The following is a 20810-nucleotide window of genomic DNA, read 5'->3' on the forward strand; positions in this document are numbered from 1 at the left end:
CCACCCTCCCGTCCCCCGACATGAACGCCGTCGTGGGCAGCCACGACCTGCTGCTCGTCACCCTCGACACGCTCCGCCTCGACGTCGCCGAGGAGCTGGCCGCCGCCGGCCGCATCCCGAACCTCGCCGCCGTCCTCCCGGGCGGCCGCTGGGAGCACCGGCACGCGCCCGGCAGCTTCACCTACGCCTCCCACCAGGCGATCCTGGCCGGCTTCCTGCCGACGCCCGCCTCCCCGGACGGCCCGCACCCGCGGCTGTTCGCGGCCCGCTTCGCCGGTTCCGAGAGCACCGCCCCGCGCACCTGGGTCTTCGACGCCCCCGACCTGCCGACGGCCCTGGCCGCGGCCGGGTACTGCACGGTGTGCATCGGCGGTGTCGGGTTCTTCAACAAGCAGGGCCCGCTGGGCTCGGTGCTGCCGGGCCTCTTCCAGGAGAGCCACTGGGCGCCCGAGTTGGGCGTGGCCTCGCCGACGTCCTTCGAGGAGCAGGTCGCCCGGGCCGAGCGGGTCGCCGCCGAACAGTCCGCCGACCAGCCGCTGTTCCTCTTCCTGAACGTCTCGGCGCTGCACCAGCCGAACTGGTTCCACCTGCCCGGAGCCACCCGCGAGCACGGGGACTCCCGGGCCACCCACGCCGCGGCCCTGGAGTACGTGGACACGCACATCGGCCGGCTGTTCGCCGCGATGAGCGCCCGCCGCCCCTGCTTCGCGATCGTCTGCTCCGACCACGGCACCGCCTACGGCGAGGACGGCTACACCGGCCACCGGATCGGCCACGAGGTGGTCTGGTCGGTCCCGTACGCGCACTTCACCCTCCCCGCCCGAGCGGCAGACGCCGCCACGACCTCCGAGGAGCGCGCATGACCACCGCACCCCCGCGCCCGGACTCGCCGTACCAGTCGTACGTCTACGCGTACCCGCACAAGACGGCCTACCGCCCGCTGCCCGAGCGCCCGCCGCTGCGCGAGCTGTGGGCCGGCGAGGCGCAGCACGCGCTCTCGCTCTACCTGCACATCCCGTTCTGCGAGGTCCGCTGCGGCTTCTGCAACCTGTTCACCCGGATCGGCAGCCCCGAGGGCCTGACCACGGCCTACCTGGACGCCCTGGAGCGCCAGGCCACGGCGGTGCGCGCGGCGCTGGACGGGGGCGCCCGGTTCGCGCTGGCCGCGTTCGGCGGCGGCACGCCCACCTATCTGACGGCCGGTGAGCTGGAGCGGCTGTGCGACATCGCCGAGCGGCGGATGGGCGCCGACCTGCGGGCGATACCCCTCTCGGTGGAGGCATCGCCCGCCACCGCGACCGCCGACCGGCTGGAGGTGCTGGCCGCCCGGGGCACCACCCGGCTGAGCCTGGGCGTGCAGTCCTTCGACGACGCCGAGGCGCGCTCCGCCGTCCGCCCGCAGAAGCGGTCCGAGGTGGAGGCCGCCCTCGGCCGGATCCGCGCGGCCGGGTTCCCGGTGCTCAACATCGACCTCATCTACGGCATCGACGGCCAGACCGAGGCGAGCTGGCTCCGCTCGTTGGACACCGCGCTCGCCTGGCAGCCCGAGGAGCTGTACCTCTACCCGCTGTACGTCCGCCCGCTGACCGGCCTGGCCCGGCGCGGCGAGCAGGAGAGCCGGGCCGCCTGGGACGCGCGCCGGCTCGCGCTCTACCGGGCCGGCCGCGACCACCTGCTCGCCCACGGCTACCAGCAGGTGTCGATGCGGATGTTCCGCCGCGCCGCCTCCCCGCAGGCCGGCGCGGGCGAGTACGCCTGCCAGACCGACGGCATGGTCGGCCTGGGCTGCGGCGCCCGCTCCTACACCTCCCAGCTGCACTACTCCTTCGACTACGCGGTGAACGCCACCGAGGTGCGCGGCATCATCGACGACTACGTCGCCACCGAGGACTTCCACCGTGCCGAGGTGGGCCACCGGATGGACGGCGCGGAGCCGCGCCGGCGGCACCTGGTGCAGTCGCTGCTCCAGGCCGAGGGCCTGCCCTTGGCGGACTACCGCGCCCGGTTCGGCGGTTCACCGGCCGAGGACTTCCCGGCGGAGCTGGCCGAGTTCGCGGAGCGCGGATGGCTCGACGACGGCGACGCGGAGTTCCTGCGGCTCAGCCCGGAGGGGCTGGCGCACTCGGACGCCGCCGGGCCGATGCTGTTCTCGCCCGAGGTCCGGGCCCTGATGGCGGCGTACGAGGCGAAATGACCTTCCTCGGCATGCCTTCCGCCTCACCGCTGCCGGAGGACGGGGCGCGGAGCCTCACCCTGCTCTACCGCGGCCCGCTCGCATCCTGCGACTACGACTGCCCGTACTGCCCGTTCGCCAAGCGGCGCGACAGCCCGGAGCAACTGCGCTCCGACCGGGCCGCGTTGGAGCGCTTCACCGGCTGGGCCGCCGGACGCGCGGGCACCGGCGACACCCTGTCGCTGCTGTTCACGCCCTGGGGCGAGGGGCTGGTGCGGTCCTGGTACCGCCGCGCGCTGGTCGAGCTGAGCCGCCTGCCGCACGTCCGCCGGGTCGCGATCCAGACCAACCTCAGCTGCCGCACGGGCTGGCTCGCCGAGGCGGACCTCGACACCCTCGCCTTCTGGGTCACCTTCCATCCCGGCCAGGTCACCCGCGAGCGCTTCCTCGCCAAGTGCCAGGAGTTGGACGCACTCGGCGTGCGCTACAGCGTCGGCGTCGTCGGCCAACCCGAGCACCTCGCCGAGGCCCGCCGGCTGCGCGCCGAGCTCCCCGAAGGCGTCTACCTGTGGGTCAACGCCGCCGAGGGCCTCGCCTACACCGACGCCGAGGCCGCCCAATGGGCCGCCGTCGACCCGCACTTCGGCTACAGCCGGCACGCCCACCCCAGCGCCGGGCTGCCGTGCCGCACCGGGGAGTCCGTGCTGTCGGTGGACGGCGACGGCACCGTGCGCCGCTGCCACTTCGTCCGGGACGTCCTCGGCAACCTCTACGACGGCAGCTACCGCGCGCAACTGCTGCCGCGAGCCTGCCCGTTGCCGGTCTGCGACTGCCACATCGGCTACGTCCACCTGGAGACACTGCCGCTGTACGAGCTGTTCGGCGCAGGTGTGCTGGAGCGCGTGCCGCACGGCTGGTCCGGGGGCCGGTCATAAATCGGTTGCCAGTCGGCCACTCTGTGTGAAAGCGTACGAACAACCGCGCAGGACCAGCTGGTTCGGAAGGGAGGCCCGCAGATGATCAGTGGCATACGGCTCGCCGTCGTGCCGGGCCTCGTGCTCGGTGACACCCCGGCTCGCGCTTCGACGCGCGAGCCGCACCCGGCCTGACGCCCGCGCCCGCCGTCCCGGCGGCGCCACGGCCCGACGCGCCTGCTGCTCGCCTCCTCGTCGAAGTGCTCTTCGTGTCCCCTTGCACGTTCGACCACGAGGAACCCCTGGTGTCCGACACCCACCGGCCAAGAATCGTCACCCTGCCCACCACCTCCGTCCTGCCCGCACCCTGGCACAGCGAGAACGGCACGCCCCTGCCGCGCCGCCTGATCGCCGCCGACGACACCCTGCGCGCCGAGGCCGCCTACCGGTCGGCCTGCGAGGGCACCGCCCTGCTCTGGCAGGGCGACTACCCCGGCGCGCTCCGCCTCCTGCACGCCATGCGCCGCCGCGCCGAGCGGCGCCGGCCCCGATCCGCCCCCGGCTCCCCGGCCGAGGCCTTCCGGCAGCACCGCCGGGAGCGCGCCCGCCTCGCGCGCGTCCTGGGCATGCTGCTGGTACCGCTCGGCGCGGATCACCACGTCCGACTCCACCGGGCGCCCGACGTCCGCGAGGCCTGCCGGGCGGCCTACGGACCGCTCCTTGACAACAGAATCGTGTCCCTGCGCGAACTCCTGGGTGTGATCGGCGCCCACCAGTGGCGCACCAGAGGCGTCGAGGTCCCGGCCCTCGGCGCCCGCATCCACCCGCACTACGGGGTCTTCTCACCCGTCCGCGGCGAGTACGTCGACCTCGTCGCCCGGGCGCCGCTGCCGCCGGCCGCCCATGACCACCCCACCGCCTACGACCTCGGCACCGGCACGGGTGTGCTCGCCGCGATCCTCGCCCGGCGCGGCCTGCACGAGGTCCTGGTCACCGACGCCAACCCGCGCGCCCTCGCCTGCGCCCGCGACAACGCCCACCGGCTCGGTCTCGCCGACCGCATCGAGACCGCCGGCACCGGCCTCTACCCTCCCGGCCGCGGCCGGGCCGCCCTCGTCGTCTGCAATCCCCCGTGGCTGCCCGGTCGGCCGGGCTCCGCGCTCGACGAGGGCGTCTACGACCCGGGCAGCCGCATGCTCCGCGGCTTCCTCGACGGCCTGGCCGACCGTCTGCTGCCCGGCGGCGAGGGCTGGCTCGTCCTCTCCGATCTCGCCGAACACCTCGGCCTGCGCTCCCGCGCCGATCTGCTCGGCGCCGTCTCCGGAGCCGGGCTGCGCGTCACCGGGCGCCTCGACACCGTCCCCCGCCACCCGAGGGCCACCACCCCCGACCGGGCCGACCCCCTCCTCCACACCGCCCGCGCCGCGGAGGTCACCTCGCTCTGGAGGCTGGCCCCCGCATGACTCCCGGCGACCTGCCGCACACAGCCCGAAACAGCCCTGCGCCCACCGGGCGACCCGGCCCGCACGTCCCTAGCCTGGTGACAGAGAGGAGGCGAAACACCATGCTTGGAGACGCTCCGCTGCAAGCAGTCATCCCCGCCACCGATCTCGCCCGCGCCAAGGCCTTCTACACCGACACCCTCGGCCTCAAGCTCGCCGAGGAAGGTGAGGAGGAGTTCGTCTGCGACTGTGGCGGCACCCAGTTCACCGTCTACCGCACTCCCAGCGGCGGACAGGCCGCCCACACCCTCGCCAGTTTCAAGGTCGCCGACCTCGACGGCGAGATGGCCGGCCTCCGCGCCCGCGGCATCACCTTCGAGGAGTACGACTTCCCCGGTCTGCAGACCGTCAACGGGGTCGCCGAGGGCGAGGGTATGCGCGCGGCCTGGTTCAAGGACAGCGAAGGCAACATCGTCTGCGTGTCCCAGCGGGTCGGCCAGTAGCCGTCCCGCACCCGGCCCACCCGTCAAGCGCTGCACCGCACCCGTCGGACACGGCGCCGCTGCCCGGCCCGCTCGTACGGAGCGGACCGGGCAGCGGCAGCAGGTGCCAGGTGGCCATCCCAGGCTGGACCCACCCGAACACGAAGAACGGCCACGCCGATGGAGCGGCCCCCGGGTCGCGGGCGCTCCGGACGCCTCGCTCCGGTGGCGGCCCGCCACCGCCTCGCCTTGACTGGTGCGGACCGCCGCCCGGATGCGGGAGGACCGAGGGATGAGATTGCCGAGGGGCACCCGCGGCCGCCGGAAGGAACAGCTGCTCCTGGCCCGCATGCGGGTCGTGCGGGCACGGAGTGAGGCCGAGCGGCGCTTCCCGGTGATCACCGAGCTGACCGCCCGCCTGTTCTCCCCCGGCCTACTGGACTCCGCCACCCGGATGGCCTCCCAGCTGTTCCTGACCTCCATCCCCCTCCTGTTCGCCGTGGCCGCCTTCGCCCCCGAGGGCGTGCGGAACCAGATGAACTCCTCACTGCGCTCGCTGTTCGGCATCTCCGGCGCCTCCGCCGAGCAACTGCGCCAGGCGCTGTACAGCCCCGGCGACCTGCGGCAGACCACGGGGATCATCGGCCTGCTGATGGCACTGCTGTCCGGCACGAGCTGCAGTCGGGCGGTCGCCCGGGTCTGCGAACACGCCTGGCAGCTGCCGAAGTCCGGCACCAGGGTCGCGGCCTGGCGGTGGCTGCTGTGGATCGCCTGCTGGGTGGTCGTGCTGCTGTTCCAGGGCGTGCTGCGGAACGGCTTCGGCGCCGGGCTCTGGCTGGGCCTGCCACTGACCTTCACGGCCTCTTTCCTGGTCTGGTGGTGGACTGCCCGTCTGCTGTTGAGCGCACGGATCCGTTGGTTGTCCCTGGTGCCGGGAGCGCTGCTCACCGCCATCGCGTCCACCGCGATGTCGCTGACCGCCCGGATCTACATGCCGATCGCACTGAACCGCTCACTGGCCCAGTACGGCTCGCTGGGCCTGGTGCTGATGGTGCTGTCCTGGCTGATCGCCTTCTGCATCGCCGTCACCTTCGCCATCACGGCCGGCGCGGTGCTGGCCCAGGAGAGGCCGCTCAGCGCCTACCTGGGGCCGACCGGCCCCGAACGGCGCGGAACCTGACCAGCCGCCCCGGCACCGGTCACCCGCCATACCCGCCACACCGACGAACGCGCCGACGGCGTCGGACGACCCGACCGCCAGCGCACCCGCCGACAGACCGCACGGACCGAGGCGACCGGGTCGAAGGAGCCCGGGCGGTCCCGGGTCAGCGGGTAGCAGGCGAACCCGATCAGCGCCGCGCTGAAGTGGCCGATGCTCGTGTAGTCCCGGCTCTGCTGCACGCCCAGCCCGTAGACCACCAGCACTCCCACCGCGTACAGGTACCGCCAGGGCCGCACGATCAGGTAGGTGAGGACCGCGACCACGCCGGCCAGCGCGTAACTGACGCCGTAGTCCAGGGTGTAGAGGGCCCTCGGCGAGGCCAGCCCCCGGTGGATCGCCCAGCCGAGCACGCCCTCGCTGAGGTAGGTGGCGCCGACGTGCGCGAGCGCCGCCACCGAGATCCAGCGCAACGTGCCGAGCCATCGTTCGGCGGGCACGTGGAAGAGGTTGTACAGCAGGAAGTAGAACGGCCAGCCGCCGCCCGCGATCCACAGGGCGCTGGTGACCAGGACACGCACCGGCGACACCTGGAGGTGGTGGAGGTTGGTCGAGCGCCGCTCCAGGATGCGGTCCGCGGTCGCCGGATCGACGTGCCGGATCACCTGCGTGGTGACGAGCAGGACCGCCAGCCAGGTGTAGGTACCCGGCGCGCGCCGGACATAGGCCCACACCGCGTGTACGGCACGCGCCCACCAGGGCCGCCGGTGCGCCTTGGCGCCCCTGGCTGTGCTGCCGGCCATCGGCGCCTCCTCGACACTCCTCCCCCTCACCCTCGCCCCCGCCAGACCCGGCCGCCACCCGCCACCCGCCGTCCCTGTGCAGCCCGCGGGAATCCGCCCACCTCACACGCCCCGCCGCCGGCCCCGACGACCTCCACGGCGCTCGCGTACGCTGGCGCTCGGACCGTCCCGGTCGCGACCTTCCCCCCACGCACCGGGCGGGGCCGGTACCGGGAACCGCCGAGCAAGGGCACCAGGCACGATGAGCGATCGCCTCGCGACGAGGACACCGACCAGCACCGCTGCTCCCCGGCACCCGGCGCTGAGAGCCGCCGTCCGCCTGCGCCTCACCACGGCGTACGTCCTGCTGCTGACGGTGACGGCCTCCTGGCTGGCGAGCCAGGGCCATGCCGAGCGGGCCCGGTTCGTCCGGCACAACAGCAGCAACGTCCATCACATGGAAGTGGGCAAGTGGTGGACCCTCTTCACCAGCGGCCTGGTGGTCGACGGGGTTCCGGCCTGGGCAGGCATCGCGGCGGTCGCCGCCGTCCTGGGCCTGGCCGAGTGGCGCTGGGGTCCGGCCCGGGCCGGTGCGGTCTTCGTCTTCGGGCACCTGGGCGCCACGCTGCTCACCGAGGGCGCCATGTGGGTGATGCTGACCGCCCGCATCCCGGGCGCACTCTCCCGCGCCCGGGACGTGGGCATCAGTTACGGCCTGGTCGCCACCGGCGCCTGCCTCCTCGCGCTCGGCCCGCGCCCGCTGCGCCGTTACGGCCTGCCGGCGCTCGCTCTGGCCCTCGCCGGCGCCTGGGCGCTGGACCAGCAGCTGGCCGACGCCGGCCACCTCGTCGCCCTCGGGCTGGGCGCCCTCGCCTCCCGCACCGTCTGGATGCGCACCCGGGCGCCCGCACCGGCCTCCTGATCCACCCCAACCACCCGTCCAGTCAAGCAAGTTGACCAACGGGCAGGTCGACGCGCAGCAGCCGGGAGAACCTTCGTCGCCACCCGGGTCTCCGTATGCTCTTGCATTACTCTGCAAATCTATGCCAGAGTTCGGGCATCGGATCGATTACGCCGAATTCCGTCACACATCGCTAGATCAGGGGCCCGCTCACGCGGGTCAAGGGTGCATCCATGTCGAAGGTCTTGAGCAAGCTGCCGGTCGGTGAACGGATCGGCATCGCATTCTCCGGTGGGTTGGACACCTCCGTCGCCGTAGCGTGGATGCGCGAACACGGTGCCTTCCCCTACGCCTACACGGCCGACATCGGCCAGTACGACGAGCCGAACCTCGCCGACGTCCCGGCCCGGGGCCGCGCGTACGGCGCCGAGCAGGCCCGGCTGGTGGACTGCCGGGCCGCGCTGGTCGAGGAGGGCCTGGCCGCCCTCGCCTGCGGCGCCTTCCACATCCGCTCCGCCGGGCAGACGTACTTCAACACCACCCCGCTCGGCCGCGCCGTGACCGGCACGCTGCTGGTGCGCGCCATGCAGGAGGACGGCGTCTCCATCTGGGGCGACGGCTCCACCTACAAGGGCAACGACATCGAGCGGTTCTACCGCTACGGCCTGCTCGCCAACCCCAACCTGCGGATCTACAAGCCGTGGCTGGACCAGGCGTTCGTCGACCAGCTCGGCGGCCGCAAGGAGATGTCCGAGTGGCTCGCCGAGCGGGACCTGCCGTACCGGGACTCCGCCGAGAAGGCCTACTCCACCGACGCCAACATCTGGGGCGCCACCCACGAGGCCAAGCGGCTGGAGTACCTGGACGCCTCCCTGGAGATCGTCAGCCCGATCATGGGCGTGGCCTTCTGGGACCCGGCGGTCGAGATCCAGACCGAGGACGTCACCGTCGAGTTCGAGTTCGGCCGCCCGGTCCGGATCAACGGCCAGGAGTTCGCCAGCGCCGTCGACCTGGTCCACGAGGCCAACACCATCGGTGGCCGGCACGGTCTGGGCATGTCGGACCAGATCGAGAACCGCATCATCGAGGCCAAGAGCCGCGGCATCTACGAGGCCCCCGGCATGGCGCTGCTGCACATCGCCTACGAGCGGCTGCTCAACGCCATCCACAACGAGGACACCATCGCCACGTACCACACCCAGGGACGGCGGCTCGGCCGGCTGCTGTACGAGGGCCGCTGGTTCGACCCGCAGTCGCTGATGCTCCGGGACAGCATCCAGCGGTGGATCGGCCACCCGGTCACCGGCAGCGTCACCCTGCGGCTGCGGCGCGGCCAGGACTACTCGGTCATCGACACCCAGGGCCCCAACTTCAGCTACCACCCCGAGAAGCTGTCGATGGAGCGCAGCGTCGACGCCGCGTTCGTCCCCGACGACCGCATCGGCCAGCTGACCATGCGCAACCTCGACATCGCCGACTCGCGCAGCAAGCTGGAGCAGTACGCGGTGCACGGCCAGCTGGCGCCGTGGAGCGGCCTGATCGGCGAGCTCGCCCCGGGCGGCGCGGCTCCCATCGCCGCCGGCAACGGTGACGAGGAGGACCCGAACGCGCTCGACCACGCGGCGCTCGAGTCCGGCACCGACTGACGCACCTCACGCCCGCGGAGGGCCGTCGCACCCCAGCGGTGCGGCGGCCCTCGGCCGCTCTCCCGGCGCCTCCGCTCCGCCCACCCCCCCCCCCACCCCCCCCCCCCCCCCCCCCCCCCCCCCCCCCCCCCCCCCCCGGCGCCCCGGCACCCCGGCACCGCTCCCCGTCCGCGCTCGGCCCCGCCCTCACCCGAACGGCGGCACCGGCCGTGCGCCGCCCGCCCGACGGGAGCTGAATGGCGGACGGCGCCCGGCGACGGGAAGGCAGGTCCGGGGATGGGTGAAGCGATCGGCCCGATGCTGGCCTCCGCAGTGGCGGTCGCGCTCAGCCCACTGCCGCTGATCGCCGTCCTGCTGGTCCTCGCCTCACCGCGCGGCCGGGCCAACGGGGTCGCCTTCACGGCTGGCTGGCTGCTCGGCCTCGCCGCGGTGTCGGCCGCCGTCGTAACCGCGGGCACCTCGTTGAACCCCGCCCGCACCACACCGACCTGGTCGTCCTGGCTGAAGCTCGCCCTCGGCACCGTACTCGTCCTGCTGGCCGCCCGGCAGTGGCGCGAACGACCGCGACCCGGCCGGGTGACCGCGCCACCGGCCTGGCTGCTCTCGATCGACCGGCTGACCGCCGCCCGGTCCGCCGGTCTCGCCGTGGTCCTGGTCATCGCCCACCCGAAGACCCTGGTCCCGGCCGTCGGCGGCGCCGCCTCCATCGCCGCCGCGCCGACCGGCGGCGGGGAGAAGGCGGTGGCCGCCGCCCTGATGGTGCTGCTCGGTTCGCTGGGCACCCTGCTGCCGCTCGCGGCACACCTCCGGGGAAGCGTCCAGGCACGACGCACCCTCGGCGAGTGGCGCGCCTGGACGGCCACGCACAGCGCGGCGATCATGATCACCGTCCCGCTGCTGCTCGGCGCCGAGTACCTGGGCGACGCCGTCTCCGGGCTCACGTAAGCCCCCACCTACCCGACCCCGACCGGCCCACCCCTCGGGCCGGCCCGCTTCCCTACCCACCCCGTCTCCGTCACCGGATCCGTACCACCCCCCGCCCCCGCACGGCCCGGACCCCCAACCGCCCGGGGTCGGCCGTCGGCCGCGCCGCCACCGCCTCCCGTACCGTCAGCAGGATCTCGCCGTCGTAGCGCTCCGCCAGCACCCGCGCCAGCTCCGCCGCCCCGCCCGGCCGGACGTCGGGCGCCAGCTCCGGCAGTCGGCCCGGGGCGCTGAGGTCCTGGGCCTGGGCGGCCCAGCGGGCCGCGTCGCACCGTTCGCCCTCGGCGGTGTAGTGCACGGCCAGGCAGTGCACGGCCAGCTGGTCCCCGTACTGGGCGGCTATCCGCCACCAGAAGACGCCGTCCGCCGCACGTCCCATGCCGTACAGCAGGCAGCCGAGGGTCCGGAAGGCGGTCTTCTCGGCGAGTTCGAGGTCCAGGGCCAGCTCCCCCGGCTCGACCGCGCCCGCCACCCCCGCGCACAGGTGCCGCAGATCGCGCCGTAGCTCCGCCCGCCCCCCGGCCCACCGGGGCTGCCCCGGGGCCGACCCCGGACCGGACCCCGAGCCTGGGCCGGATCCCGCCCCCGAACCGGAGCCCGACCGCAGGCCGGGACCGGCTCCGGCCCCCGCTCCCGCGCCGAGCCCTGAACCCGCCCCCGCTGCCGCTCCCGGGCTCGGCCCCGAAAGCGGAGCGTGCGGTGGCCGGGCCCCGGCGGGCGGCCTGGCGGGGCGTTCGCGCAGCGCCGGGGCGGTCCGCCGGGCAGCGGCGAGCCGCTCGGCCAGTCGGCGGGTGAAGTCCACCGGATCGTGGTCGTCGAACTCCCGCTCCAGCTCGACGGCGTGCGCGCGCAGCAGGTCCACGACCCTCATGTCTGCGCCCCGCCGTCGTCCTGGTGCTCCAGGAGGTACTCCAGGTGACGCCGCCCGAGGCTGTAGTAGGTACGGGCGGTGGTGTGCGCGATGCCGAGGGACCGTCCGATGTCGTGGTACGACAGCCCCGCCTGGCGCAGCCGGACCACGTCGGCCTGGACGGGTGCGGCCCGCGCGAGTTCCTCCATCGCCCAGTCCAGGGCGTCCAGCTCGGCGAGTTCGTTCAGCTCGTCCTGGCTAGTGTCGGGGCGGCGCTGGGCGATCACCCGCAGTCGCTTGCGTTCGGTGCGCCGGCGCTCGCGCATGACGTCCACCACCGCGTCCTTGACGATCTTGAAGGCGAAGGCCTGCGGATCGGGGCTGGCCAGGGCCCGGCGCCAGTTCTTGTAGAGCGTGGTGCCCGCGTTCTGCACGGCGTCCTGGGCGTCCTCACGGTGCCGCAGGCGCTGCTGGGCGTAGCGGAGGTAGCCGGAGTTCTCGCGGGTGAAGAAGGCCTCGAAGTCGTTCGGCAGGTCGCCGAGCGGGTCGGCTCGCAGACCCCGCTCCTCGCCCGGCCCGGGAGTGCTCACGCGACCCCCCTTTCGTGGTCGGCTGGCCGGCCCGCCTGGTGGCACGCCGACGGCCCCTTGGGGCTCGTGGTGTAACCGTCCGGGAGGTCCGCGATGTTGACCGGATCGGGCAGACAATTGCCGAACGTTTCCGTTCACTTTTGAACAGTGCGGCTGACCTGCCGCTTCGCCCGCGCGCACCCAGCCGGAAGACTCGCAACGTGACCCAGATCACAGTGCACGAGGGCGTCGCTTGACAAGCCCCACGGCGCCACCCGCGCCATCCCCGCACCACTGCGGACCCCACCCCGCAAAGCGGCCCCCACTCCCTCAGGAGCCAAACCCCCTACGGCGCCGGCTCCACCTCCGCCGCATCCAGCGTGGCGGTCACCCGTTCCAGCAGCCCGCGCAGTGCGACCAGATCCTCGACCGGCAACCCGGTCGCCGCGAGCAGCCGACGCGGAACCTGCCCGGCCCGCTCGCGCAGCGCCGACCCCTCGGGAGTCAGGCGGACGGTGACCGACCGCTCGTCCTCCGGGCTCCGCTCGCGGCACACCAGCCCGGCCGCCTCCAGGCGCTTGAGCAGCGGCGAGAGCGTCCCGGAGTCCAGCCGCAGCCGCTCGCCGATCCGCTTGACGGGCAGCTCGCCCTCCTCCCACAGCACCAGCATGACCAGGTACTGCGGATAGGTCAGCCCGAGGTCCCGCAGCAGCACCCGGTACACGCCGCCGAAGGCGCGGGAGGCCGCGTTGAGCGAGAAGCAGATCTGCTGGTCGAGGCGGAGCAGCTCCTCGTCCGCCATGCCGGGGTGAGTCGTCATGAACCCATGGTACCGATCACAATCGCGCCATTTAGTTGTGCACAATTGAATTGCGTGCTCTACTTGTCTCAACGCACCACCGCACCACCGCACCACCGCACCACCGCACCACCGCACCACCGCACCACCGCACCACCGCACCACCGCACCACCGCACCGACCGAGCGGCCGCCGCCCAGCACGCCGGGCCGGCGACCGCCCGGACACCCGACCGCAGGAACACCCAGGACCCGAAGGGGAAGCCACCATGGACGCGCTCTACACCGCAGCCGCCACCGCCAACGGCCGGGAGGGCCGCGCCGTCAGCTCCGACGGACAGCTGGACCTCGCGCTGGCCATGCCGCCCGCGCTCGGTGGCAGCGGCCAGGGCACCAACCCGGAGCAGCTCTTCGCCGCCGGCTACGCCGCCTGCTTCGCCAGCGCCCTCGGCCTGGTCGGCCGCCAGGCCCGGGTGGACACCAGCGAGGTCTCGGTGACCGCCGAGGTGTCCATCGGCAAGGACGAGGCCGGCTTCGCCCTCGCCGTCATGCTGCGCGTCGAGCTGCCCGAGTCCCTCGCGGGCGAGACCGGCGAGCTGCTGGTCAAGCAGGCGCACCAGGTGTGCCCGTACTCCCGTGCCACCCGGGGCAACATCCCGGTCGAGCTGGTCGTCGAGTAAGCACCCCCGAGAAGGAGCGCCCCGGGGGAAGAGCACCCCGAGCGCCCTCCGACCGCCCCACCGACGGACCGGGCCCGCCGCACGCGATGCGGCGGGCCCGGTCCGTCCTCCCTGGGCTCAGTCGCCTCCCGGCCCGTTCGCCGAACGCAACGTGTCCAGTCGGTGCCGGTACTCCTCCGCGTCGATCTCACCCCGCGCGAACCGCTCCGCGAGCAACTGCTCCGGGGACACCCCCTGCCCTCCCTGACCTCCCTGCCCTCCCTGACTCCCTTGGCCCACTTGCCCCACCGGGCCCCAGCCGTGCGGACCGCCCACCCCGGCTCCTCCGGCGCCGGGTGCCGCCCGCCCGGGCGGGATCGGCTGCCGCGAGCGCGCTACGCAGCGGAACAGGGCCACGGCGAGCAGGACGACGATCACCAGGAACATCAGCGTCCCGAACGCCATCAGCCCCATGCCCCAGCCACCCACGTAGTGGCCGTGCCCGTGCCAGTACCTCATCAGGACCTCCTCCTCCGGCCCCGTCGGGGCCCGCCGAGGTGAGCAGCGCCTACCACCATCGTGCTCCCGCCGGTGGTGAAAGCGGCGTGAGGGTGGGCTGAGAAAACGTTCCGGCAACCGTTCCCGGGCCCCACCGGGGTAGCGTGCCGCTGGTGACCCACCATCCGCCGCCCGCGTTCCACCCCCAGCGGCCCACGGCTCACCAGCCGTCCATGGCCTTCCACCCGCCGGAGGACGACCGCTCCCCCGAGCAGCTCGTCGCCGCCGGGGTGCTGCGGCGCCACCCGGACCCGCACCCCCACCCGGCGCTCGGCCACTCCCCGATCGGCTACGTCGCCACCGCGCTCTGGGCCGAGCTCACCGCCCTCGCCATCGCACCGGCCGCCGCCGAGGCCACCGCCACCGCACTGCTGCGCGCGATCGCCGACCGCGCCGTGGACGCGGCGCTCGCCCCGGGCAACGAGCGCGCCCCGCGCGACGACCTGTACGTGGCCGACCCGGCCCACATCGGCCCGTACCGCCGGGCGATCTGGTTCCAGCGTTCCAACCCGCACGGCCCACACGACCCACACAACCCGTACGGCTCGCACAACCCGTACGGCTCGCAGGGCCCCCGCGGCCTGCTCACCCCGGTCGACGCACGCGGCGGTTACGCCCCCCGCGGCCCGATCACCGCCTCCTTCGCGCCCCACGAACCGTAGCCCCGGGCGCCCCCGCCCGCCCTCGCCCGCCCCGCCTCCCTCAGCGCTCGACCTGGAGGCTGTGGCACACCCAGCTCAGCCGGTCCGGCCCGCCGTACGGCGGCCGGTCGTGATACGTCCCGTCCGCCACCGACATGTTGACGATCAGGTACGCGTGCCACGCGGCCCCGACCCCGTGCAGGTCCGCGTAGACCAGCTCGTCCTCCACGTACCAGTCCACCGAGTTCGCGCCGAGCACCACCCGCAGGCCGAAGGTCGCCCCCGGCCCGATCCCGGCGCTCGCACCGTGCCAGTACCGGAAGCCGCCGCGGACGTGGTTGGAGATCTCCAGCAGGTCCGGGTTGTCGGGGTGGTACTCGAAGACGTCCACCTCGTTGCCGCCGTCCCGCCAGGTCCAGATCGCCGGCCAGGCGCCGAGCTCGACCGGCAGGGTCACGCTCGCCGACAGCACGTCCCCGGCGCGGAGCTGGAATCCGTCGGGACTACCCTCGGTGGTCAGCAGACTACAGCTCCACAGCCCGCCACTGTGCCGCCTGACCGCCGTGAACTGCCCGTCGGGGCAGTAGTCGCGGCTGAGGTAGTCGAGTTTGTGGTCGCTCCGGTTGGTCGGCCCCATCCGGGGATAGGCGCTGCTGCGCCCGGCGATCCACTGCCTGGTCGAAGTGAAGTCCGCGTCGAACACGACTGCCACGGCCGCCTCCCCGGAGCGCTGGCGTCCCGGCGGTCCGCACCGCCAGGCACACAGGGTGAGTTACCCGATACCCTCCGCAGTATGCGAAGTGGATCGTTCGGGTCCGGGACGAACGTGCGATTCGGGACCGGTACGGCCGGTCAGGGGTCGGCGCCGAGCAGGTCAGCCGACCGGAGCCGCGCCTCCGGCCCCGAGCCGGTCGGTCACCGAAACCACCCCGTCCACCGAGCGGCAGAGGTTGAGCACGATCGGCACCAGGTGCTGCTCGGGCACGGTGCCGCTGAGCACCACCCGCCCCTGGGTGACCTCCACCCCGATCTCCGCCGGGCTGACCCCGTCGATCCGGCCGAGCACCTCCTCGACGATCTCCCGCCGGATCACCATGTCCTCGCGCAGGAAGACCCGCAGCAGGTCGCCGCGGCTGACCATGCCGACGACCCGTCCCTCCTCGTCCAGCACCGGCAGCCGCTTCAGGCCGTGCCGGCTCATCAGCCGGGCCGCCGCGACCACGCTGGTGCCGGGCGTGGTGCAGACCGGCTGCGCCGTCATCAGGTCGGCCGCGGTCACCTCGCCGTCCGGGCCCGCCTGCGCCGACTCGGGCGCGGGCAGCAGGCTGGCCGGGTCCTCCTGCGCGGCCAGGGTGCGCAGCAGGTCGGCCTCCGAGACCACGCCGAGCGGTCGCCCTTCCGGGTCCACCACCGGTACGCCGGTGATGTCGTACTCGCTCAGCAGCGTCACGATCTCCCGGAATCCGGTCTCGGGCGAGACCAGGACCACGGGGCTGGTCATCACGGATTCGACGGTGGCATGACGCACGCCGGTTCACCTCGTCCAACAATGCTGGTCCGACCGGACGCGGATCGTCCCGGCCGGTACCGGCAGCATCGCCCGTAACGGCCGCGACCGCCAGGGGCCAAGGGGCCGAACGGGCGGGACCTTGTGCCCCGACCTGCTGACACGGCCCCGACACCACGCCCCGACCAAGCCCCGACACCACGCCCCGACCAAGCCCCGGCACCACGTCCCCGGCCGGGGCAGCCGCGGGAACGACGCCGTCAGGCGTGCGTGGTCGCCCCGCAGACGAAGACGGGCACCCGCAGGAACCCGTGGCTCCGGACGGCCGCCGCGGCCGCCGGGGAGGTGCAGAACCAGCCGTTCCGACCGAACACGGCCCGCAGCGCCCGTCCCTGCGCGTCGGCACTCGTCCAGTCGCCGTCCCGCACCCCGAGGTAGAGGGTCCGGCCGTGCCAGGTCGTCAGGAAGGCCGGGTTGGTCCCGCCGTCGACCGTGGGCGCCGTTCCGTCCAGGGACTGCGGCACGAGCACTCCCGGGTCGTCGCCCGGCTTCCGGTGCCCGCCGGTGACCTGTCCGACCCAGCGGCCGACCGAGTACGGGACGATCGCGTTCGGGTCGTGCAGGACCGCGTCCTCCCCCTGGTCCTCGGCGACGCCGGAGGTCACGCACGGGCCCGCGTAGAAGGTGCCCGGATCGCCGTTCACGGCGGCGGCCGCGAAGGCGGTCATCTCGTCGGAGAGGTAGGACGACCGACGGGTGGCGGGATCCGAGACGTGGACACCGGGTACCACGGGCCTGATCGTCGCGTCCGGAAGGCTCGGGTCGATCTGCCGCCAGTTGGTGATGTCGCAGGAGTAGATCCACCGCAGCTCGGCGCTCGTCAGGTTCTTCGGTGCGTTGCCGCCCGCCGGGGCCGCCCAGGTCACCGCGTCCCTCACGAGCGGGACGAAGTCGATCCAGGTCGGGTCGCCCTGCTGTGGCGGCCTGCTCAGCCTGGCGAAGTCGACCGTTCCACTGCTGTTGAACACCAGGGCGTTGAGGGCGCTCCGGGTGTTGGTCGGCCGGAAGATCTCGTAGGCCCCGGTCTTGGGCGTGATCCTGCTGGTTCCCCGGGCGTCCCAGCTGTAGAGCCGGGGCGAGGTGGTGTCCCCGGCCGCCGCGAGCGAGGCGTTGTAGTCCGCCGCGAGCTGGTTGAAGAGCGCGTCGGCGGCCGGGGCGCCCACGCCGACCAGGTCGGCGGCGGCCGTCGCCGCTGGTCGGCACCGGGCGGGCCGCCCTCGCTCGCCGAACGTTCTTCCAGCGGTGGCGCGCCGCACGTCCGTCATATGCCCACCGATCACCCCGGACGGCGCAACCATCACATGATCGACTCGTTGGACCGTCCACCACGACAGCGGTTCGGCTCCCGGGAGGGCCCCTTGGCAGTACGGACGGTGAGCACGGCCGCGCTGCGCCGGGATGTCGCGGCGCGCCCGGTGGCCCTGGCGGAGGCCTCGCTGGTGCGCCATTACCGACGGCTGGTCCGGCTCGCCTACCTGGCGCTGCCGGCCGACCGCGACCGGCACACCCGGGTGCTCGCCGCCCACTGCGCCGTCCAGCGCGCTCTGCCCACCCGCTGGGCCCGCACGGACCGAACCGCCGTCCGACCGTCCGCGCCCGGGCCCTCCGACGCTCCGGAAGGCACGGACGCCCCGGACGACCCGGCCTACGCCGCGCTGCGCCTGCGGGTGCTGCGCGCCGCGCTCCGGCCGCGCCCGGCCGCCCGTCTCCTCACGCCCCGGGTCTGGGGCCTGCGGCTGTTCACCCCGCACGGCGGCGAGGGGGACGCGGAACTCGACCACGCGCTCGCCGCGCTCTCCGCCCCGGCCAGGGCGGCCTTCGCCCTGCGGACGGTCGAGGGGCTGGGCGTCGAACGGGCCGCCGAGGTGCTGCGGCAGGCCGGGGTGGCGCACCCGGCGGTGGCGGTGGCCGTGGCCGGGCAGGTGCCGTCCGGTCCGGATCCGCTGCCGCCCGCCTTCGACCCCTGCGCCGTCCGGGTGCAGCCCACCGACCTGCTGCGCCGGCGCCGTACGCTGACGGCCGCGCTCGCGGTCGGCGTGCTCGGCCTCACCACCACGGCGGGCGTGCTGGGCGGTTCGCACCCGGCGGCGCCCGGCCGTCCGACGACGGTGCCGCTCGCGGGCGCCGACCCCGACCCGTCCCACCTGGTCCGGGTCGCCCCCGACGCCTGGCAGCACACCAGCCGGGTCGACTTCACCGCCTGGCCCGCCCGTGGCGAGCGGCGCGAGGACGGCGCGCTGCTCGGCCGCGCCCTGGCCGCCTGGGCCCGGCCCGGCAGCCGGACCCACGCCGAGCCGGGTACGGACGCCGGTCCGCCCGCCGCGCCCGCGCCGCACCTGCTGTTCGCCGGGACGGTGGACGGCACCGGTGTGGTGGTGTTCTCCGACGGCGAGCGGATCGCCCGCTACACCGACAGCCAGAACGGTCAGGGCGGTCGGGACAGCGGAGACCTGGACCTCGCCCGGGCCGACGACGCGGACCCGACCACGGCCGGCGCGGTGGTCCTGCGCCGTCAGGGCGCCACCGTCCGCTACCTGCTGGCGCCCTGGGTGGACTCCGCGGAGACCCGCCGGATCGACCGGCCCGACACCCCCGCCCACCCGTTGGAGCACCCCGACGGCCTCACCTCCCCGGCCCCGGCCGGCGGGCCCGCCGACTGCCAGGGCGCCACCCTGCTCCAGCTGCACTCGTCCCCCGTGGTCGCCGAGAAGGCCGAGAGGTCCGCCTTCCTGCTGGCCGACCTGGGCGGCCTGATCCCCGCACACCTCACCTACGCCCCGCCACCGGAGCGCCCCCAGCCGGACGGCTCACCACCTGACCGAGCCCAGGCCGACCGCGCCCAGGCCGACCGCGAGCCGCGCGAGGCGACCGCCCAGGACGCGCTGCTGGCCTGGTCCCGGGCCGGCTGCGCCGTTCCGGACGGCACACCGGGCGTCAAACAGCTGAACCTCTGGGCCTTCGCCGTCCAGCCGCTGCCGCAGAACGCGGGCTCGGCCTCCTGGGTCTGCCTGCGCGCCGACCGCTGGGACGGCGCGGGCAGTGCGGCCACCGCCGTCGTCCTGCCGGGCGCCCGCGGCGCGCAGCGCACCGGCGGCGGACCGGGCCGGGCCTGCGGCCGCTTCGAGCGGGACGCCGTGGCCTGGACCTGGTGGCGTTCCCCGCACGGGACGGAGTTCGTGCTCGCGGCGGGCAGCCGCCGGGTCACCCGGCTCACCGTCAAGGGTTCGGGCTGGTCCGCCGACCGGCCCGCGCCGGACCGCACCCTGGCCGTCGAACGCCCCGCCCGCGCGGCCGTCCAGGTGGAGGCGCTGCTCGACAACGGCGCCCGGATCGACCCACCGCACTGAGCCCCGCGCCCCGTCTCCCTTCCACCCCGAGTGCTCCCGTTCAGGCCACGGCCCGCGGCCGACGGGACAGCTCCCGCTCGTAGTCGGGCAGTTCGACGCTGCTGACCTGCTTGCCCAGCTCCAGCATCTTCTCCAGCGCCCAGCGCCGGTTGAGCAGCGCGTTGCGGAACCGCAGCCCGGTGGCCGTGCGCGGCGCGAGGAACGGACCGGTGCGGTCGCCGCCCTTCTGGCAGCCCTGCGCGTAGCCGCGCAGGAGGTGCTCGTACCGCGCGAAGGCGGCCCGGTGGTCGCCGCGGGCGCGGGCCAGCTCGCCCGCCAGGACGTACGCGGCCACCACCGCCGTCCCGGTGCCCATGCCGCCGATGGTCGCGCCGCAGGCGGCGTCGCCGATCAGGGCGATCCGACCGGTCGACCAGGCGGGCACGTCGGCGCGACTGATCGAGTCGAAGTACGGCTCGGGGGCGGCGTCCAGGCTCTCCAGCAGCTGCGGCACCCGCCAGCCGAGGCCCGCGAAGGCGGCCCGGACCAGTTCCTTCTGCCGCGCCGGGTCGTGACGGTCGTAGCGCAGTTCGGGCGAGGCGAAGAGGCAGAAAGCACCGGCCCGGCTCGGGTCGCGGTGGTCGGCGCCGACGGACATCAGCCGGCCGGGGACGTTGAGGCCGACCCCGCCGATGGGCAGTCCGAGGTCGTTGGGCAGCTGCCAGGTGGCCGCGTAGTAGCCGAGGTGGCGGACGTAGCGCTGCTCGGGGCCGAAGGCGAGCCGACGGACGGTGGAGTGCAGCCCGTCGGCGCCGATCACCAGGTCGAACTCGCGCGGCGCCCCGTGCCGGAAGGCGACCCGGACCCCGTCCGGAGTCTCCTCCAGCGCCGTGATCGAGTCGCCGAAGACGTACTCGGCGCGGGCGCTGCTGTGCCGGTGGAGCAGCTGGGCCAGCTCCCCGCGCGGGACCTCCAGGTCACCTCCGGCGAACTCGGCGGGCAGGTGCAGCAGTTGGCGCCCGTCGGGGCCGACGAAGGTCATCGGACTGCCGCCGGTGCCGAGCGTGCGCAGCTCCTCCAGGACACCCATCCGCTCCAGCACGGTCAGGTGGGTGCGGCCGCGGAAGTCGACGTCCTGGCCGCCGTCGCGCAGCGCGGGGGCCAACTCGACCACGGTCACCTCGAAGCCGTACCGGCCCAGCCAGTGGGCGAGTGCGGGGCCGGCGATGCTCGCGCCCGAGATCAGGACCTTGGTGCTCATGGGAATCCACTCCGTCCGAGGATCGTGAAACTGTGTCTGGCGGACACTGTTTGTTCCTGTGTACGGTAGACACAGTTGAGCGGGAAGGGCAACCCCCC

Annotated in this window: 21 protein-coding genes; 12 read left to right on the top strand and 9 right to left on the bottom strand. The window is 74.1% G+C overall.

Annotated features, from left to right (window positions below; all coding sequences use genetic code 11):
• Positions 1-20: 20 nt before the first annotated feature.
• The 6 genes from AMK13_RS29585 to AMK13_RS29610 all read left to right on the top strand — a co-directional run bounded on the left by AMK13_RS29585 (position 21) and on the right by AMK13_RS29610 (position 6191).
• Positions 21-863: an STM4013/SEN3800 family hydrolase gene (locus AMK13_RS29585; RefSeq protein ID WP_107418892.1), complete on the top strand. Its 843-nt coding sequence runs from the start codon at positions 21-23 to the stop codon at positions 861-863.
• Positions 860-2194 (top strand): STM4012 family radical SAM protein, encoded by a 1335-nt coding sequence (locus tag AMK13_RS29590; RefSeq protein ID WP_074004837.1) that lies wholly within the window; start codon positions 860-862, stop codon positions 2192-2194. The genes AMK13_RS29585 and AMK13_RS29590 overlap by 4 nt, the downstream gene beginning before the upstream one ends.
• Positions 2195-2205: 11 nt before the next feature.
• Positions 2206-3108, top strand: coding sequence for an STM4011 family radical SAM protein (locus tag AMK13_RS29595; RefSeq protein ID WP_074004975.1), 903 nt, complete (start codon positions 2206-2208; stop codon positions 3106-3108).
• 284 nt (positions 3109-3392) lie between these two features.
• Positions 3393-4550, top strand: coding sequence for a methyltransferase (locus tag AMK13_RS29600; protein ID WP_241853084.1), 1158 nt, complete (start codon positions 3393-3395; stop codon positions 4548-4550).
• Positions 4551-4651: 101 nt separating this feature from the next.
• Positions 4652-5032, top strand: a complete 381-nt coding sequence (locus AMK13_RS29605; RefSeq protein WP_074004838.1) for a VOC family protein — start codon at positions 4652-4654, stop codon at positions 5030-5032.
• Positions 5033-5303: 271 nt separating this feature from the next.
• Complete coding sequence (locus AMK13_RS29610) at positions 5304-6191, top strand: YhjD/YihY/BrkB family envelope integrity protein (RefSeq protein ID WP_079272594.1); 888 nt, start codon at positions 5304-5306, stop codon at positions 6189-6191.
• On the opposite strand, the gene AMK13_RS29615 is transcribed toward AMK13_RS29610, so the two are convergent.
• Positions 6152-6973, bottom strand: coding sequence for a rhomboid-like protein (locus tag AMK13_RS29615; protein WP_074004839.1), 822 nt, complete (start codon positions 6971-6973; stop codon positions 6152-6154). The two genes, AMK13_RS29610 and AMK13_RS29615, sit on opposite strands and share 40 nt — an antisense overlap.
• Positions 6974-7214: 241 nt before the next feature.
• Here AMK13_RS29615 and AMK13_RS29620 point away from each other — a divergent pair, with 241 nt between their 5' ends.
• The 3 genes from AMK13_RS29620 (at position 7215) to AMK13_RS29635 (ending at position 10444) form a co-directional block, all read left to right on the top strand.
• Positions 7215-7874 carry a rhomboid-like protein gene (locus AMK13_RS29620; protein ID WP_241853085.1) on the top strand — a complete coding sequence of 220 codons (660 nt, stop codon included), beginning with the start codon at positions 7215-7217 and terminating at the stop codon, positions 7872-7874.
• A gap of 212 nt (positions 7875-8086) precedes the next feature.
• Positions 8087-9499, top strand: a complete 1413-nt coding sequence (gene argG / locus AMK13_RS29625; protein WP_049652841.1) for an argininosuccinate synthase — start codon at positions 8087-8089, stop codon at positions 9497-9499.
• 276 nt (positions 9500-9775) lie between these two features.
• Positions 9776-10444: a GAP family protein gene (locus AMK13_RS29635; RefSeq protein ID WP_074004840.1), complete on the top strand. Its 669-nt coding sequence runs from the start codon at positions 9776-9778 to the stop codon at positions 10442-10444.
• A gap of 70 nt (positions 10445-10514) precedes the next feature.
• Here AMK13_RS29635 and AMK13_RS43065 read toward each other — a convergent pair whose 3' ends face one another.
• The 3 genes from AMK13_RS43065 to AMK13_RS29650 form a co-directional block, all read right to left on the bottom strand.
• Positions 10515-11354 carry a hypothetical protein gene (locus AMK13_RS43065; protein WP_143204659.1) on the bottom strand — a complete coding sequence of 280 codons (840 nt, stop codon included), beginning with the start codon at positions 11352-11354 and terminating at the stop codon, positions 10515-10517.
• Positions 11351-11923 carry an RNA polymerase sigma factor gene (locus AMK13_RS29645; protein ID WP_049658113.1) on the bottom strand — a complete coding sequence of 191 codons (573 nt, stop codon included), beginning with the start codon at positions 11921-11923 and terminating at the stop codon, positions 11351-11353. The genes AMK13_RS43065 and AMK13_RS29645 overlap by 4 nt, the downstream gene beginning before the upstream one ends.
• A gap of 325 nt (positions 11924-12248) precedes the next feature.
• Positions 12249-12722 carry a MarR family winged helix-turn-helix transcriptional regulator gene (locus AMK13_RS29650; RefSeq protein ID WP_074004841.1) on the bottom strand — a complete coding sequence of 158 codons (474 nt, stop codon included), beginning with the start codon at positions 12720-12722 and terminating at the stop codon, positions 12249-12251.
• Between the two features lie 247 nt (positions 12723-12969).
• Here AMK13_RS29650 and AMK13_RS29655 point away from each other — a divergent pair, with 247 nt between their 5' ends.
• Positions 12970-13380, top strand: a complete 411-nt coding sequence (locus AMK13_RS29655) for an organic hydroperoxide resistance protein (protein ID WP_074004842.1) — start codon at positions 12970-12972, stop codon at positions 13378-13380.
• Between the two features lie 117 nt (positions 13381-13497).
• On the opposite strand, the gene AMK13_RS29660 is transcribed toward AMK13_RS29655, so the two are convergent.
• Positions 13498-13878, bottom strand: a complete 381-nt coding sequence (locus tag AMK13_RS29660) for an SHOCT domain-containing protein (protein WP_074004843.1) — start codon at positions 13876-13878, stop codon at positions 13498-13500.
• Positions 13879-14030: 152 nt separating this feature from the next.
• Between AMK13_RS29660 and AMK13_RS29665 the strand changes: the two genes are divergently transcribed.
• Positions 14031-14579, top strand: coding sequence for a hypothetical protein (locus AMK13_RS29665; RefSeq protein ID WP_143204660.1), 549 nt, complete (start codon positions 14031-14033; stop codon positions 14577-14579).
• 40 nt (positions 14580-14619) lie between these two features.
• Here the strand turns inward: AMK13_RS29665 and AMK13_RS29670 are convergent, their stop codons facing one another.
• The 3 genes from AMK13_RS29670 to AMK13_RS29680 form a co-directional block, all read right to left on the bottom strand.
• On the bottom strand, positions 14620-15270 hold the full coding sequence (locus tag AMK13_RS29670; protein ID WP_074004845.1) for a beta-glucanase: 651 nt from the start codon (positions 15268-15270) through the stop codon (positions 14620-14622).
• Positions 15271-15432: 162 nt separating this feature from the next.
• Complete coding sequence (locus AMK13_RS29675; protein ID WP_241853098.1) at positions 15433-16059, bottom strand: CBS domain-containing protein; 627 nt, start codon at positions 16057-16059, stop codon at positions 15433-15435.
• A 266-nt stretch (positions 16060-16325) separates the two neighbouring features.
• Positions 16326-17390, bottom strand: coding sequence for a substrate-binding domain-containing protein (locus AMK13_RS29680; RefSeq protein WP_074004846.1), 1065 nt, complete (start codon positions 17388-17390; stop codon positions 16326-16328).
• A gap of 93 nt (positions 17391-17483) precedes the next feature.
• On the opposite strand from AMK13_RS29680, the gene AMK13_RS29685 reads away from it, so the two are divergent.
• On the top strand, positions 17484-19472 hold the full coding sequence (locus tag AMK13_RS29685; protein WP_158077758.1) for a hypothetical protein: 1989 nt from the start codon (positions 17484-17486) through the stop codon (positions 19470-19472).
• A 40-nt stretch (positions 19473-19512) separates the two neighbouring features.
• Here AMK13_RS29685 and AMK13_RS29690 read toward each other — a convergent pair whose 3' ends face one another.
• Entirely contained in the window at positions 19513-20712 is a 1200-nt protein-coding gene (locus tag AMK13_RS29690) for an FAD-dependent monooxygenase (protein ID WP_074004848.1), read from the bottom strand.
• Positions 20713-20810 lie beyond the last annotated feature (98 nt).

Origin of the sequence: Streptomyces sp. CB02056 (assembly GCF_001905545.1) — a bacterium.
Lineage (GTDB): Bacteria > Actinomycetota > Actinomycetes > Streptomycetales > Streptomycetaceae > Kitasatospora.